This window comes from Ochrobactrum sp. MYb379, from assembly GCF_037479515.1.
In the GTDB taxonomy this organism is placed as follows: Bacteria; Pseudomonadota; Alphaproteobacteria; order Rhizobiales; family Rhizobiaceae; genus Brucella.
This window is the reverse complement of record NZ_JBBGYW010000003.1, coordinates 110614-125898: the sequence shown is the minus strand read 5'-3', so window position 1 is coordinate 125898 and position 15285 is coordinate 110614. Positions and strand designations below refer to the sequence as shown.

Genomic DNA, 15285 nt, shown 5'->3' with positions numbered 1-15285 from the left:
TGAAACAGTTTACCCACCCTTAAGCTGTACCGGAAATTACGGTGCAGAATGGAGCACGCGATGAGGATGAAATCCTTTCTTCTGGCGACAACAATGGTCTCGGGCCTTGTGAGCGCTGCCGTATTTCCCGCAAGCGCGCAGGAGCGGGTGGTCAATATCTATAACTGGTCGGATTATATCGACGATTCGATCCTCAAGGACTTCACCAAGGAAACCGGAATTAAAGTCGTCTATGACGTTTATGATTCCAATGAAATTCTTGAAACCAAGCTTCTTGCTGGCGGTAGCGGCTATGATCTTGTCGTGCCATCCGGCGAATTTCTTGGCCGTCAGATTCCGGCAGGCGTGTTCCTGAAGCTTGATAAAGACAAGCTGCCGAACCTCAAGAATATGTGGGACGAAATTTCAACCCGTGCGGCGACTTATGATCCGGGCAATGAATACTCCATCAACTACATGTGGGGCACCACTGGCATTGGCTATAACAAGGCCAAGATCAAAGAAATCCTCGGCACCGATAAGATTGACTCGTGGGACGTTCTTTACAACCCAGAGATCTCGGCAAAGCTAAAGGATTGCGGCATTTACCTGCTGGATACATCCAGCGAAATGCTTCGCCCGGCTCTGAACTATCTCGGTCTTGATCCAAATTCTCCATCGTCGGAAGATATGGAAAAGGCGCAGGAACTTTATCTGAAGATCCGCCCAAATATCCGCAAATTCCATTCGTCGGAATATATCAATGCGCTTGCAAACGGCGACATCTGCATGGCAATTGGCTATTCGGGCGATATCTTTCAGGCGCGTGATCGTGCAGAGAAAGCCAATCAGGGCGTAGAGATCGGTTATTCGATCCCGAAGGAAGGCGCGCTGATGTGGTTTGACCAGATGGCGATCCCTGCTGATTCAAAGCATGTGCCAGAAGCGCTTGAATTCATGAATTATATCATGCGTCCGGAAGTTGCTGCCAAGGCATCGAATTTTGTTTTCTATGCTAACGGCAACAAGGCTTCGCAGGAATTCATCGACAAGGAAATTCTGGACGATCCAGAAATCTATCCAAGCGAAGAAGTGCTCAAAAAGCTCTTTGTACCAACGCCTTATGATCAGAAAACACAGCGCTACGTTACACGCGCCTGGACCAAGATTGTCACAGGCCAGTAATAGTTAAATCGTAAGACGGCTTGATTAAAGCGTATCCTGAAAAGTGTGAAACGGTTTTCGGATAAGATGCGCGTTAAAACAAACAATTAGAGTACAAATCTGATGAAATCGGATCTGTACTCTAACCGGCGCGTTAAGCGTTGAAATTAAGAGCGGCTCACTGTTCATACAGGAGGGCCGCTCTACGTCTTAAAATATACCTTAATGGCAGGCTCTGCCTGTGAATGTCAGGTTCCTGATAGAGCGATAGGGGAACGGAATGGAATCTTTTGGCAGTTTTCGCCGCAAATTCGCGCCTTGGAATGATCCGGCAGCGAAGCCTTATATTTCATTTGAGAATGTAACGAAGATTTTCGGCGATTTTACTGCCGTTGATAATCTGTCGCTCAATGTCTTTAATCGAGAATTCTTTTCGCTTTTGGGTGCTTCCGGTTGTGGCAAGACCACGCTGATGCGCATGCTGGCAGGTTTTGAAGAGCCGACGTCGGGGCGTATCACGCTGGATGGTCAGGATATGCGCGGCATTCCTCCTTATAAGCGTCCTGTCAACATGATGTTTCAGTCCTATGCGCTGTTCCCGCATATGACGGTTGAGAAGAACATTGCTTTTGGTCTTAAGCAGGACGGTATGGCGAAGTCGGAAATCGACGCGCGTGTTGCTGAAATGTTGAAACTCGTGAAGCTTGAGCAATATGGCAAGCGCAAGCCGCACCAACTGTCCGGTGGTCAGCGGCAACGTGTGGCGTTGGCTCGTGCTGTTGCTAAACGTCCGAAGGTGTTGCTGCTCGATGAACCGCTTGGCGCGCTAGATAAGAAGTTGCGCGAAGAAACCCAGTTCGAACTGATGGATTTGCAGGTTAAGCTTGGCCTCACCTTCATGGTCGTTACTCACGATCAGGAAGAAGCGATGACCATGTCCGATCGCATTGCCGTTATGGACAAGGGCCGCATTATGCAGGTGGCAACACCTGCAGAAGTATATGAAGCGCCGGGTTCCAAATTTGTGGCTGACTTCATCGGAAATGTGAATATCATTGAAGGCGAAGTGGTCAAATCCGCGAACGGTGAGGCGGAAATCGCCACCGAGAAGTTCGGCTTCCATATTCACACTGAAACGCGTGAACAGCTGAATACTGGTCAAAAGGTCTGGTATGCCGTGCGTCCTGAAAAAACACGCATTACGCGCGAGAAACCGGAAGAAACGTCAGTCAATGCGGTTGAGGGCGAGCTTTGGGATATTGCCTATTTCGGCGATATGACGGTTTTCCATGTTCGCCTCGAAAATGGCCGCACCATAAAGGCTGCGAGCCTGAATGCTGTGCGCAGGACGGAAAATCCGCTGACCTATGATGAGCGCGTATGGGTTTCATTTGATACCGATGCCGGTCTGGTGCTGACGGCTTAAGGAGGGGAGGCACATGCAAAAGCTGATTGCTTCCATAACCAGTCGCCTTGTGATCGCGGTGCCATATTTTTGGCTGCTGCTGTTCTTTCTGGTTCCGTTTTTCATTGTCTTTAAGATTTCACTTTCCGAAGTCACGATGGCTATTCCGCCATATCAGCCAACGGTTGATGTGACGCAGGGGTTTGCTGCTGCCTGGGAGAAGGTGAAGCAATTCTCCTTCGATAATTATTTGTGGTTGGTAGACGATCCGCTTTATTACAAAGCCTATCTCTCCAGCGTACGAATTGCCGCAATCTCGACATTTCTTGCGCTACTCGTCGGCTATCCCATGGCCTATGGCATAGCGCGTGCGCCGCAGAGCCTTCGCGCCACGTTGTTGATGCTGGTCATTCTGCCTTTCTGGACGTCGTTTCTCATTCGCGTTTATGCGTGGATTGGCATTTTGAAGCCAGAAGGCCTGCTCAATCAGTTCTTGATGTGGCTCAATATCATCGACACGCCGCTTAATATTCTGAACACAGATACGGCTGTGTTTATCGGCATCGTCTACTCCTATCTGCCATTCATGATCTTACCGATTTATTCGGCGCTCGAAAAAATGGACTATTCCCTAATCGAAGCGGCACAGGATCTTGGCTGCACAGCGTTCTCGGCATTCTGGAAAATCACTTTCCCATTGTCGCTCGCGGGTGTTGTGGCAGGTTGCTTCCTCGTATTCATTCCGGCTGTTGGTGAGTTCGTGATCCCTGATCTTTTGGGCGGATCGCAGACATTGATGATCGGTAAAACAATCTGGAGTGAGTTCTTCTCCAATCGCGACTGGCCGGTTTCGTCAGCGGTGGCAGTGGTTCTGCTGCTCTTGTTGATCGTGCCGATTGTGATTTTCCAGCAGGTGCAGGCGCGCCAGCAGGAGAAGGGGAAATAAGATGCAGAACAACTGGTCCCGTTTTAACATCGCATCAGTCGCACTCGGCTTTGCGTTTCTCTATCTGCCAATCGTTTTGCTGGTGATCTATTCATTCAACGAATCCCGCCTGGTGACTGTCTGGGCTGGGTTCTCGACGAAGTGGTATGGCGAACTTTTCCGCAATCAGGCGCTGATGGATGCAGCATGGGTGACAATCCGGGTCGGGCTTTTGTCCGCCACGATTGCGACCCTGCTAGGCACGCTGGCAGCATTGGCATTGACGCGTTACACACGGTTTCGCGGACGTATCTTGTTTTCTGGCATGGTCTATGCGCCATTGGTTATGCCAGACGTCATTACCGGCCTTTCGCTGCTGCTTTTGTTCGTGGCGATGAACTTTGACCGTGGTTTCTGGACGGTAACGCTTGCCCATATCACATTCTCAATGTGTTTTGTGGCCGTGGTTGTGCAGTCGCGTCTGGTGAGCTTTGATCGTTCTCTGGAAGAGGCGGCAATGGATCTCGGTGCCCCACCTGTGACCACTTTTATGAAGATTACCCTGCCGGTCATCCTGCCCGCTGTTGTTTCTGGCTGGATGCTCGCCTTCACCCTTTCGCTGGATGATTTGGTGATCGCAAGCTTCACTTCGGGTCCGGGCGCAACCACGCTGCCAATGAAAATCTACTCGCAGGTGCGGCTTGGTGTGACACCGGAAATCAATGCGGTTTGCACCATCTTGATCGCTGTAGTGACGACGGGTGTGATCATCGCGTCAGTCGTAAACAAGCGCCGCGAAGTACAGCGCCGTCGCGACGAACAAGCAGCGTTCCGTATGGGTTAAACGAAAAAGGAACGGCGCAGCTTACTGCGCTGTTCCGCTTCCCATCGTTGATGGGGAAATGAAGGGTCGATCCCACGAACCGCCAACAAAGAAATGCAGTGGCGGTTTTGTTGGCGAAGGTTGCGCCTGCTGGCCGTTTGTATTTTCTTGCTGCTGTTGGGGCTGGCTGTTGGGGAAGATAACTTCGCCACTCAGCGCGAGGCTGCGGTCAACAAATGGCACAATGCCAGCAAGATTGAGTGTGCCTTGCGATGTTATAAGCGTCGCATTTTCCAATGATGCAACACCATCGGAAAGGTTTGCTTTCATATCAAGGCGGTTGAAAGCGAGCGAAACATTCTCCTGTCGCTCCAGCGCGAAGAAGCCCTGACTTTCTGCCTTTGTCAGAAAATCCTGAACCGAAAAGCCCTGCATTTGACCATTGTTCAGCTGTACTGAAACATTGCCCTGGGCATTGTTGAGCAAGCCAGACCAGCGATTTGCAGGAGCCTTCATGAACAGCGAGACATTGCCTTTGCCATTCACGAACGGTTTGTCGAAACCGAGCGCTGCAAACAGTTGTGAGCTATCAATGTCGGAAGCATTAAAGCGTAACTCGCCAGTCGCTGTTTTCAGGTCACGCACAATCTGAAGATTGGCCTGAAGAATGCCGTTAAAGGCCTTGGCATCGCCAATATCAAACATCGCCCGACCGCCTCTGATCTGAACGGCTGCTGCGACGCCGGTCATAGAGACGGGCCCCGCTGTGGCGGTTTGTGCAGAAAGGCGAAGGTCAAGCTCCGATCGGTCTATAAAACTTGTATTGATGATATCGCGTTCGTTCAGATCACGTTCGCTGGGCGAACGTGGCTGGTTTTCAGGCAAAGGCACGAAGATCGAAAAAAGGCGGCGCAGATTGAGCTTTTCAAAGGCCAGCGTTCCGGTGATTGCGGGCGTATCCTGTTCAAAGCCAACTTCAATCACGCCTTTTGCCGGACTTTCGTCCGTGGTCATTTCGACATTGTCGAACTTCAGGCGACGCGGTGTCGAAGTGATTGTGGAATCAAGAGAAAAGGCTCCAATTTCGGTGCTTCCCGCAACAGGTGGTAGGGCCAGCCAGCGCAGGGAGTTGCTTAATGAAGGCGTCTTGGCGCTCAACGCGCCTTCAAAGAAACGATCATTGGAAATATTGGCTTTGCCCTCAAATGTGATGTTGAGAGGCGTCGATGTGAAACTCGCCGTTACATCGGATGTGCCGCCTGCAAGAAGCGGCAACGCTTGTGCCGCTGTCAGGCTGAATTGCGTATTTTCACCGCGCCACAATGCGCTGCCGCGCAGCGTTGCGGCGCTTGAGGTGCGCGGCCATTCAAGCGTGGCATTCAGCTTGGTGATCTGCTGATCGTCTTTGGGCTCTTCCTGCGAATCTGGATCATTGAACGAAATCGTTCCGTCACGAAGAACAACGCGACCAAACGGCTGAGATGCTTGCTGTGTGGCAAGAGTTTTGTCATTCGCACCGTTCTGCTGCAAGGCACGTTGCGCGCGGATCGCTGTCCCCAACCTGCCATTCGAACTTGCAATTGCATCCAGAAGCTCTGCAAAATTATCAACCGGTCCACCGATGTTAAAATGTGGCCGGACAATTTGCGTTTCGGAAAATGACAGTCGCCCCATAATAGCATCAAGCGGAGAAAGCTCAATTTCAATGCGATTGGCGCTCATAAAGGGCTTTGCACCCTGATCGGACAGTTTGCTCAGCGTCACGCCATCAAGCGACGCACGCAGAACTGGGAACACGCGCAAACGTGGTGCTTCACGCAGTTCGACGCTATAGCCAGTCCAAGCACTGATTTCCTGCGCAACGCGAATCCGGATCGCATCGGTTGAGACGATAAAAGGTATGACCGCGAGCAGGGTAGCCACTGCTGCTGCACCAAGAATGATGACCGCAATAATAAGGCGCATAAATCGGGGCCAGCGCATCAACCATCCTATCAGTGAGACATATTCCGTAATCTAACCCAGCACTGTGGCAAAGCAAAGCCGCCTATGCTGATTCCTGCATATGGTTAAACAATTGTTTCTAAGAAATTAACCCTGATTTTTCTCGAGTTTCTAATGTGTGAATTTGAACGTCCAAATTTCACGCACGATCAATCGGCGTGGCACGATAAAGAATGCAACACGGAGTAAGGATCGAGCCATTTCCGGCTCTGATCTATGATTGCTTTGGCGTCTCTTTGTCTGTGAAACTTGTGCGCTGGCTTTTGTCGGCGCTTTTCAATCAAAAAGCCCTCTGAAGGGAGGGCTTTTATTTATTTGAAATTAGTCAGCCAGCACACGTGTCGGGGGGAAGACAATTTCAACGACTGTTCCCTGACCGGGTGTCGAATCAATTGTAAACTGAGCACGATTAGCTTCAACCATTGCTTTTGTCAGCGGAAGCCCAAGCCCTGTGCCTTCATTGCGCCAGTCTTTTGCACTTTCAGTTTGACGGCGCTGCATGGTGTTAACCTGACGGAACGGCTTGAGCGCTTGCTCAATTTCAGCCTTGGTCATGCCTATGCCGGTGTCGCGCACACGCATGACGACATCACCGTTTAATTCGTAATTCGTCGATACAATCACCTGTCCAGCCGTCGCAGTAAAACGCACTGCATTGGAAAGCAAATTCAGTGCGACCTGCTTGATCGAACGCGCATCTGCAACAATATCCGGCAGGTTGGATTGGAAGCTGGAACGGATAATCACGCGTTCACGATTGGCCTGCGGTTGCATGAGGGCAATTGCTTCGCCAATCGCGTCGTTGAGTGAAACGGCTTCGAACTGCATGTCAACGCCGCCTGCCTCAATCTTGGAGATATCGAGCAGATCGTTGACCAACGCCAGAACGTGATTGCCAGAACGGTTAATGTCGCGCAGATAATCACGATAGCGCTCATTGCCAATCGGACCAAATTTTTCGTCCGACATGAGTTCAGAAAAACCGATGATCGCATTCAGCGGTGTACGAATTTCGTGACTAATACGGGCGAGAAATTCTGTCTTCTGATTGGATGCGCGTTCCGCTTCCTTGCGGGCATTTGTCAGTTCTTCTTCTGTGCGTTTCCACTGTGTGATGTCGCGCAGAACGGCACAAAAGCCATTGGTATGGGGCAGTTTTCCAATGGTCATGAAAAGAGGAATGAAGCCGCCTTGTGCTTCACGGCCAATGACTTCACGTCCATCATTGAGAACACTGAGAACACCATTGTCGGAAAGGCCATGGAGATAATCCATCGCTGCGCGCTGGCTTTCGATGGCAAAGAGCATCGAGAAGAACTTGCCTTCGGTATCCGCCTGATCATAGCCGAACAAAGCGGCTGCGGAATGGTTCATGGACCGCATACGCCCATCAGTGTCAATGAGCACGACGCCATCTGTGGCCGTATCAAGAATAGTTCTGAGTTCTTCGATGTGCCCCTGAAGTTCGCGCGTTTCTGTGCTATTTGCATTCTCGGACAAGGTGACAGCGGGAGCATTTGGCATGGGCATAAGGCTCAGCATCAAAGCACGACCATCTCGCCAGCTAATCGCATTCAGATGCGCTTCTACAGGTTCTTCGCTGCCATCGGCACGACGTAGGACCATGCCGACCGCTGTCTCGTCGTCACTACGGTCACTATTGAATAACGCCGCAAGGCCGCCGGCCCGTTGGATTTCTGCAAGCGCTGCATAGCCAGTCAGGTCCAAAAGAGACTGATTGACGTAATGGATTACATCGCCCGAATGAATGATAACGGGGATAGGAAGATTGGCGAGTAGTGCGGTTTCGTCAGCAAGCTGTTGTTTCGCAGGTATTGCAGGCGTGGACGTCTTACCCGCAACGGATGTGCTTTCCGATACAAGCGCTACAGGCGCAACGCGCTCTGCTGCGGGTGGCGTAAGCGTGACGTCTTCCGACAAAGCATCTTTTTCTTGACGCGAGTTTGCCAGTCCTTGCTTCCGCAGCCGATCTGCAATTTCGCGAAACGCATTGCGTTCTGTTGTGGTTAAACCACCTTCCGGGCGTTGCTCTTTGCCTTTTTGCTGTTTGCTCTGGTCCGCTTCTACTTTTCCGCGGGCTGCGGCATTGAGCAGTTCGATAACCTTATCAGACTCGCGACGACCGGGATTGGGCGTTAGCTCGAATGGAAGCGTGGGTGCGTCTGTTTGCAGGTGCGGTGCTTCTGGGCGATCATCATTGGCCACTTCTTCTGAAAGGGCCAGAATGTCGTCTTCATCATCGGCGCTAAGCATTTCTTGAATAGTCGGTGCCGCTTCTCGCTTTGCTGGGGTTCCGCCTGCGAGGACTGTACCAATTGTTTCGGGGTCTTGCTCTGCGTCTTCTGGGCGGACAAGGCCAAAGCCACGGAATCCGATAAATTCACGATCACGCGAATAGACGGGCAGTGCTGCAAGTTCTACCGGCACGCGCAAGCTTGTGCCTTCAACGGGCCAAAGCAGCTTCTTGCCAGACCATGTGTCGCGCTGTTGTAAGAGTGCGCTGATGCTGCCATCGGTGTCGAAGCCGAAAACATTAGCCACTTCCGCAAAGCGTCGACCAACAACATCTGCTGCGTTTTGCCCGATAATGTTGCCGAGTTCAGGCGAAACTTCGGTAAAGGTTCCCTCTGCATCTACTTTCCAGATGAATCGAGCAGGCGGTCCCTCAGCGTCAAAAACAAAGTTTTTCGGCGCAGTGGGCTTTTCGGCCTGTGTCTCATCTTTAACGATTGCTGTTGTTGCGCGCGCATCCGTTTTGATCGCGGTTTCCGCTTTCCCTACAACACAGATGAGATGTAGCGCAGGATTGTCGCGGAGCTTGGCAATTGCGCCGGGAACTGAGTTTTTTCCAGCACGAATGCGGCGCTTTACAACCCCCTCGGCTGCATCGCGCGTTTCTATCATCAGGTCTTCAAGTGTTGAAACGGAAATATCGAGCGCTGCAAAGCGCTCGCTTGTAGCAATCAACTGGGCCTTATCGTCAATTAGTGCCACATGTGTAGTCTCATCGTCGAGACCGGCAATAATCGCGTCTGGCGTGCTACCTTTTTGTTCTGATGCAAGCAAGAGCGCTTCAACGCCGTCGGGCATTGTGAGATGCGAAATGTTTAGACGTATAATTTCAGAACGAAGTCCAGAATTGAGACGCACAGAGACGACGCGTGGTGCGATACCCGTTTCACTGCTGGCACCAGCGATTTGGCGGCGCGTTGCAATGGGCAGTTCGAGTTGGCCGCCAATAATGTCTTGGATACGTTCAAAGCCGAAGAGTTTGGCACCGGAACCATTGATCCAAAGGACAGTCGATAGGTCGCGCGTCAGCACCAGCTGCGCATCGCCTCTGGCAAAGCCTTCGCGGATGTTGTCCAGCGCGGCTATATCAATGAAGGGGTATGATACTGACATACCGGTCCTTTAACTGTTCTCGTTGTCACTCAAAGTGCCAATTAATAGCTCTTTAATAAGCTTCTTACGAGGTGTGGTCTATATTCGCGTTAGATATGGGCCTGATTTTCTATTTCATTAGTTAATGTAGGTAAGCCAATTTTATGTCTCGGTAAATAATCCTTGTTTATGCACAACCATGCATAAAACTTGGTAACCGGATTGCGTAGAATTTTAACGATTGAAGCTTTCCAGCTAACAAACGGGGATATCTTCAAAAAAGATCGTTATTATGACTTGCAATGCTGATCGATTCTCCGTATGTGACCCCCTATCAGCGGAAATCGAAAGATAGTTCGTTGAGATTTAGGTACGCGGTCGTAGCTCAGTTGGTTAGAGCGCAGGATTGTGGCTCCTGAGGTCGGTGGTTCGAATCCACCCGTCCGTACCATCTAAAATCTCCTAAGTAATTGATTTCATTACATAAAACAGCAATACAAGAAATTGCGATTGTGCTGTGCTCGATTTTTGAGCCACATTTCGCTCCACATTTTGCGCCACACGCGCAGCCTAGGAGCGAGTTAAAATGTCACGAAAACGCGAAGACAAACGTCCCGATAGACACCTCCAGCAGCGTAACGGAAACTACTTTTATAAGCGTCGTGTGCCTCGTGAGGTCGCCGCTTTTGATGCTCGTGGCGAACACATTCGAATCTCACTCAAGACCGATGATCTGGCCGCTGCCTTTGCGAAGCGTGATATTTATGAAGCAGCCGACAACGACTATTTGTCATCGCCCGTGCTCGGTTAAATGGCGAGCATTCCAATACCCTCAATATAACTTGTAATAGACACTAATATTTAGTGCTCATATCACTCTTCTGACCCCCAAAAGAGGAGTGACTGATATTGATTTGCCCGTTTTGTGGAACCCATATTCGACAAGGCTTTTTTGTTTGCACAGGGTGCGGAGCATCTCGCAGGCAGAATATCAAACATTTTAAGTGGGGCCTGCTTTTTTTCTTATTTATGCCAATCACAGCGATTAATCTTATTCTCGAATGGTTTAAGTCCGAAATTAGCGACAGGAGTCTAATCGTATTTCTTCTCTTTTTCATATGGGGTTTGTGGCAATTCAGGAAATTTTGGGTGAAAAAGTTTTATTGGGTTCGCCGATTTTAATTTGTTTTTATGTATTAAATATCCCATTTAATTTGTCCTCAAGTCGAGTTTAATAGTAACGATAGTTTTTGAATTGAATAAGTATTTGGATGAACGATTTGAAATGTAATGAATTCAGGATGGAAAATTCATAATATTAACTCGGAATGAGGTTATTATGGGTGATCCGTATATGAAATTCGCAGTTTCGTTGCTATTTCAATTAAGTTCATTATCTCCTCTCCGATATCGGCTGACAAAGACATGGTGTAGGTTGGCTCTATTCCCAGAATGGGCGGTACGTTCCATTTTAAACTGCAACATGCCAATAATCATGGGCTTCGTCCATCTCGCATGCACTATGATATGCCTGAAATGAATGCAGGACAGAACCTAGAGTATTGATCAATTCTGGGCCGAATTCACACACGATAATATGTTGATTCTGCCAGTTGTTCTGGCGAGGATGCTGCTGGTCACTTTTCCTGATGCAGTTGTTGGCTTCGAAAGAGTGGCGAAAGCGACCTGCATGATTGAAGTCCCATATGATGGTCGGTCTTGCATTTGCGACTTTCACAATCGTATCGCTTGAGCTTGTGAATGTGCCGGTTTTCGACGATCAGAAAATACGCATGGACCTATCGCGATTTTGGCCATGCAATCGCCGTTATAAAGCTGATTGCAGTTGTAAAAATGGAGTAACTGGTGAGGTTAGAGAGCGGCGATTAATGAGTGCCGCCGCTATCCTTTGGTGATGCAGATTGGCTATTGGGCCAATGCTTGTTCAATCGTGTCTTTTAGTGCGAGTCGTTGTTTGCGAAGGTTTGTTTCCTCTTCCTGACTGACAGGGGATATCTTCGTTTCAGCACGGTGAATCTGGTCGTTAACCGCGTCATACTCTTCCAGAATGCGCGCGAAACGAGGGTCCGCAGCCTTCAGGGCATGAATAGCAACCAGTTGCCCTGGAAACTCTTCACCCAGTGTGTGAGGTGTGTTTGACATATTTTTCTCCTTCCTTTGATAAGCATAGTTTGTCAGCTGAAGGCGCAAGCCTCATTGATCCCGATCAATATTGAGTATTATCAGTACATACCGATTTTGCATGGCTCATATGCAAAGTGATACCTTCAAATAGAAGTTGCATAGCCCCATCTCAAGAGTGCGGACTAATTCAACAATGTGTCCGTGATGGAGATGAAAATGTTTGCCCGTTTAAGTCGTGGTTTTGCGCAATTTGGTAGTGCTGTGCGCGCCTCTGCTGCACTACGTGTTGGTCATCAGCCGATGGCAAAAGATCTTGAGACACTCGGTATCGACGTGGCTCAGTTCCGCAAGATTCATGAGTAAATTAAAGCCCCGGTTTTCCGGGGCTTTTTGTTATTAATCTTCGTCTGTTGCCATCTGCTTAAGCATATCACCTTTGCCACGGCTGCGCATAATCATTGGCACTACAACTGCGGCGATAGCCAAAGTAATTAGTGTGATGGATACCCATGAATTGACGAGCGTCATTGGGTTGCCCTGGCTAATCTGAAGTGCCTGTCGCAGGCTTTTTTCGGCCATTGGTCCGAGGATCAGCCCGACGACAACTGGAGCTATCGGATATGAGAAGCGGCGCAGCACATAGCCTAGCAATCCGAAGGCTAACAGTAAGCCCAACTCAAACGATACAGGCAGACCGAATAACATCGATGTTGACGCATTTGCGCCAATTGTGCCAAGTGTTGCGAACACGAGAATGCCCGCATAGAGCCAGTGACGTGGGATGGTCAGCATTTTAACCCACAGGCCGATCAGCGGCAGGTTAAGAACCAGCAGCATCAGATTGGCAACAAGAAGACTGGCAACAAGCCCCCATACCAATGATGCATTGGTTACAAACAGCAATGGCCCGGGCTGTAATCCGAATTGCTGAAAGCCTGCAAGCATAATCGCAGCAGTTGCAGTGGTTGGCAAGCCGAGCGTCAGCAAAGGTACCAGCGTACCCGCAGCGGATGCATTGTTGGCTGCTTCCGGTCCTGCAACGCCTTCAATTGCGCCTTTGCCGAACTCTTCAGGATGTTTAGAAAACTGCCGCTCTGCTGAATAAGACAGGAAGCTCGAAACATCAGCGCCACCCGCAGGCATCGCACCGATCGGAAAGCCGATCGCCGTGCCGCGCAGCCATGGCATCCACGAGCGTTTCCAATCATTTTTTGTCATCCAAACAGAGCCTTTGACAGCGATGACTTCATCATCAGGGCTGAGCTTCTTGGAAACAACGGCCAGCGTTTCACCAATTGCAAACAGCGCCACTGCCAGCGTGGTAACGTTGATACCGTCAAGCAGGTTCGGTGTGCCCATTACAAGACGCGCTTGTCCGGTCAGTTGATCAATGCCGATAAGACCGAGCGTCAAGCCGATGAAAAGCGAAGTAAGACCGCGTAATGTAGAATCGCCGAAAGCCGCAGAGACGGTCATAAAGGCGAGTAGCATCAGCGCGAAATATTCGGACGGCCCGAAGGAGAGGGCGAATTTTACTACCCACGGTGCTACAAAGGCGAGAGCGAGGGTGGCAATCAGACCCGCGATAAACGAGCCGATGGCAGCGGTTGCGAGCGCTGGCCCACCGCGTCCCGCTCGGGCCATTTTATTGCCTTCCAATGCCGTGACGATTGAGGCACTTTCTCCGGGCGTATTGAGTAGGATTGACGTCGTCGAGCCGCCATACATGCCGCCGTAGTAAATACCGGCAAACATGATGAGCGAACCAGCAGGATCAAGCTTGTAAGTGACGGGTAAAAGAAGCGCTACGGTAAGCGCGGGGCCTATGCCCGGAAGTACGCCAACCGCGGTGCCAAGCGTGACGCCAATTAGCGCATAGATTAGATTAGCGGGTTCGAGTGCTACCAGAAGACCGCTGGCGAGAAGGCTGACTGTATCCATATACTTTCGCCTTAAACAAAGTGTTCAAGCCAGCCCGATGGTAGGGAAAGCTGAAGGCCGCGTGCAAAAATGAACCAGATTACGAATGCGAAGATGATGCCGACAGGTACGCTTATCCAGAATTTGCGATAACCAAATCCGCGAGCCGTTGCAGCAAAGAGCAATCCCGTCGCAATGGAAAAGCCAAGCGTTTTCATTGTTAGCATCTGAATAACGAGACCGCCAACGATCCACGCCATGGGGGCTATTTCCTGATGCTCACGCTCTGGAAATTCGCGTTTAAAAGCACTGATCACCGTCCAAATCGACAGAATGAACAGTCCGCTCGCTATGATGTAGGGAACCGTTTTTGGTCCAACGGGCGAGTATGAGAGAACATTATTGCCATAGGCGGTTGACCACGCGATGGCTACGGCAACCGCGCCTAGAATAAAAGCTATGACAAGAGCTGCGTAATCAGGCGCCGTTCCACTGGAACGGCGCTCTCCCTCTTTTTCAGTAACTGTCATTTTACGAGGCCAATATCCTTGAGGATGGTTCCCGTTGAGGTGACGTCTTTCTTAAGTTGTTCCTTGAAGTCATCGCCCGCAAGATAGGTATCTGCCCAGCCTTTATCTTTGAGTGCTTTCTGCCAGGATTCAGACTTCACCATCTTTTCTATATCGGCATTGATTGCCGCTTCTTGCTCAGCGGTAATGTCAGGTGCTGCACCCACCATGCGCCAATTCTGGATTGAGACATCAACGCCACCTTCCTTGAAGGTTGGTGAATCTATGCCTTCAATACGCTCGTCGCTGGAAATGCCGATAATGCGTAGCGTGCCAGCTTTGATCTGTGGATCAAACTCGCCATAGCCAGAAATGCCGACTGTCACCTGATTGCCGAGGATTGCGGCAAGGGCTTCACCGCCACCGGAAAATGCGATGTAGTTCACTTTTGTAGGGTCAACACCAACGGCTTTTGCAAAAAGTCCGGCTGTAATGTGGTCAGTACCGCCTGCCGAACCGCCGCCCCATGAGACCGAGCCGGGATCTGCTTTGAGCTTTGTAACCAAATCGCCCAAGTTCTGAATATCAGATCCTGCGGGAACAACGATGGCTTCATATTCGCCGGTCAGGCGCGCAATCGGCGTAATAGCATCAAGATTAACGGGGGAGTTGTTGGTCAAGATCGCGCCGACCATAACGTAGCCGCCAACAATAAGCTGGCTTGGATCACCCTTGTTCTGATTAACGAACTGCGCAAGCCCAATAGTACCGCCAGCACCGGGAACGTTGATGACCTGAACACTGCCGGAAATCTTCTCGTCCTGCAACACGCTCTGCATGGTGCGTGCGGTCTGATCCCAGCCGCCGCCCGGTGCCGCAGGTGCCAAAACCTTATAGTCTTCAGCCGATGCTGCACTGGCGATTGCAAGCACTGCCACCGACGAAATGGCCAAAATCCATTTACGCATAAATCCTCCCAGAATGCACTTTGCGTGCATTGTGCTGC

12 protein-coding genes and 1 tRNA gene are annotated in these 15285 nt (G+C 50.3%); 7 read left to right on the top strand and 6 right to left on the bottom strand.

What is annotated here, in order from left to right; genetic code table 11:
- The first annotated feature begins 60 nt into the window (after positions 1-60).
- From WH356_RS07815 to WH356_RS07800, 4 genes are all read left to right on the top strand, one after another.
- On the top strand, positions 61-1164 hold the full coding sequence (locus WH356_RS07815; RefSeq protein ID WP_339509630.1) for a polyamine ABC transporter substrate-binding protein: 1104 nt from the start codon (positions 61-63) through the stop codon (positions 1162-1164).
- A gap of 259 nt (positions 1165-1423) precedes the next feature.
- Positions 1424-2569: an ABC transporter ATP-binding protein gene (locus tag WH356_RS07810; RefSeq protein ID WP_339509629.1), complete on the top strand. Its 1146-nt coding sequence runs from the start codon at positions 1424-1426 to the stop codon at positions 2567-2569.
- Positions 2570-2582: 13 nt separating this feature from the next.
- Positions 2583-3494: an ABC transporter permease subunit gene (locus tag WH356_RS07805; RefSeq protein ID WP_339509628.1), complete on the top strand. Its 912-nt coding sequence runs from the start codon at positions 2583-2585 to the stop codon at positions 3492-3494.
- A 1-nt stretch (position 3495) separates the two neighbouring features.
- The gene (locus WH356_RS07800) at positions 3496-4317 is read left to right on the top strand and encodes an ABC transporter permease (RefSeq protein ID WP_339509627.1); all 822 of its coding nucleotides are present in this window, start codon (positions 3496-3498) and stop codon (positions 4315-4317) included.
- 21 nt (positions 4318-4338) lie between these two features.
- Here WH356_RS07800 and WH356_RS07795 read toward each other — a convergent pair whose 3' ends face one another.
- Both WH356_RS07795 and WH356_RS07790 read right to left on the bottom strand, forming a co-directional pair.
- The gene (locus tag WH356_RS07795) at positions 4339-6279 is read right to left on the bottom strand and encodes an AsmA family protein (protein WP_339509626.1); all 1941 of its coding nucleotides are present in this window, start codon (positions 6277-6279) and stop codon (positions 4339-4341) included.
- Between the two features lie 342 nt (positions 6280-6621).
- On the bottom strand, positions 6622-9726 hold the full coding sequence (locus WH356_RS07790) for a PAS domain S-box protein (RefSeq protein ID WP_339509625.1): 3105 nt from the start codon (positions 9724-9726) through the stop codon (positions 6622-6624).
- A gap of 353 nt (positions 9727-10079) precedes the next feature.
- Between WH356_RS07790 and WH356_RS07785 the strand changes: the two genes are divergently transcribed.
- Together WH356_RS07785 and WH356_RS07780 are read left to right on the top strand one after the other, a co-directional pair.
- A tRNA-His gene (locus WH356_RS07785) sits at positions 10080-10156 on the top strand.
- A gap of 135 nt (positions 10157-10291) precedes the next feature.
- The gene (locus tag WH356_RS07780; RefSeq protein ID WP_339509624.1) at positions 10292-10516 is read left to right on the top strand and encodes a DUF6538 domain-containing protein; all 225 of its coding nucleotides are present in this window, start codon (positions 10292-10294) and stop codon (positions 10514-10516) included.
- Between the two features lie 1115 nt (positions 10517-11631).
- On the opposite strand, the gene WH356_RS07775 is transcribed toward WH356_RS07780, so the two are convergent.
- Positions 11632-11868: a YdcH family protein gene (locus WH356_RS07775; protein ID WP_339509623.1), complete on the bottom strand. Its 237-nt coding sequence runs from the start codon at positions 11866-11868 to the stop codon at positions 11632-11634.
- Positions 11869-12066: 198 nt separating this feature from the next.
- Between WH356_RS07775 and WH356_RS07770 the strand changes: the two genes are divergently transcribed.
- Positions 12067-12213, top strand: a complete 147-nt coding sequence (locus WH356_RS07770; protein ID WP_339509622.1) for a hypothetical protein — start codon at positions 12067-12069, stop codon at positions 12211-12213.
- A gap of 33 nt (positions 12214-12246) precedes the next feature.
- On the opposite strand, the gene WH356_RS07765 is transcribed toward WH356_RS07770, so the two are convergent.
- From WH356_RS07765 to WH356_RS07755, 3 genes are read right to left on the bottom strand one after another with little or no spacing between them, the layout of a single operon-like run.
- Positions 12247-13791: a tripartite tricarboxylate transporter permease gene (locus WH356_RS07765; RefSeq protein ID WP_339509621.1), complete on the bottom strand. Its 1545-nt coding sequence runs from the start codon at positions 13789-13791 to the stop codon at positions 12247-12249.
- 11 nt (positions 13792-13802) lie between these two features.
- Positions 13803-14300: a tripartite tricarboxylate transporter TctB family protein gene (locus WH356_RS07760; RefSeq protein ID WP_339509620.1), complete on the bottom strand. Its 498-nt coding sequence runs from the start codon at positions 14298-14300 to the stop codon at positions 13803-13805.
- Complete coding sequence (locus WH356_RS07755; RefSeq protein ID WP_339509619.1) at positions 14297-15247, bottom strand: Bug family tripartite tricarboxylate transporter substrate binding protein; 951 nt, start codon at positions 15245-15247, stop codon at positions 14297-14299. The genes WH356_RS07760 and WH356_RS07755 overlap by 4 nt, the downstream gene beginning before the upstream one ends.
- Positions 15248-15285 lie beyond the last annotated feature (38 nt).

Excerpts from the sequence above, each read along its gene's own strand:
- WH356_RS07815 (WP_339509630.1), top strand. The coding sequence starts at position 61 with ATGAGGATGAAATCCTTTCTTCTGGCGACAACAATGGTCTCGGGCCTT.
- WH356_RS07810 (WP_339509629.1), top strand. The coding sequence starts at position 1,424 with ATGGAATCTTTTGGCAGTTTTCGCCGCAAATTCGCGCCTTGGAATGAT.
- WH356_RS07805 (WP_339509628.1), top strand. The coding sequence starts at position 2,583 with ATGCAAAAGCTGATTGCTTCCATAACCAGTCGCCTTGTGATCGCGGTG.
- WH356_RS07800 (WP_339509627.1), top strand. The coding sequence starts at position 3,496 with ATGCAGAACAACTGGTCCCGTTTTAACATCGCATCAGTCGCACTCGGC.
- WH356_RS07795 (WP_339509626.1), bottom strand. The coding sequence starts at position 6,279 with ATGCGCTGGCCCCGATTTATGCGCCTTATTATTGCGGTCATCATTCTT.
- WH356_RS07790 (WP_339509625.1), bottom strand. The coding sequence starts at position 9,726 with ATGTCAGTATCATACCCCTTCATTGATATAGCCGCGCTGGACAACATC.
- WH356_RS07780 (WP_339509624.1), top strand. The coding sequence starts at position 10,292 with ATGTCACGAAAACGCGAAGACAAACGTCCCGATAGACACCTCCAGCAG.
- WH356_RS07775 (WP_339509623.1), bottom strand. The coding sequence starts at position 11,868 with ATGTCAAACACACCTCACACACTGGGTGAAGAGTTTCCAGGGCAACTG.
- WH356_RS07770 (WP_339509622.1), top strand. The coding sequence starts at position 12,067 with ATGTTTGCCCGTTTAAGTCGTGGTTTTGCGCAATTTGGTAGTGCTGTG.
- WH356_RS07765 (WP_339509621.1), bottom strand. The coding sequence starts at position 13,791 with ATGGATACAGTCAGCCTTCTCGCCAGCGGTCTTCTGGTAGCACTCGAA.
- WH356_RS07760 (WP_339509620.1), bottom strand. The coding sequence starts at position 14,300 with ATGACAGTTACTGAAAAAGAGGGAGAGCGCCGTTCCAGTGGAACGGCG.
- WH356_RS07755 (WP_339509619.1), bottom strand. The coding sequence starts at position 15,247 with ATGCGTAAATGGATTTTGGCCATTTCGTCGGTGGCAGTGCTTGCAATC.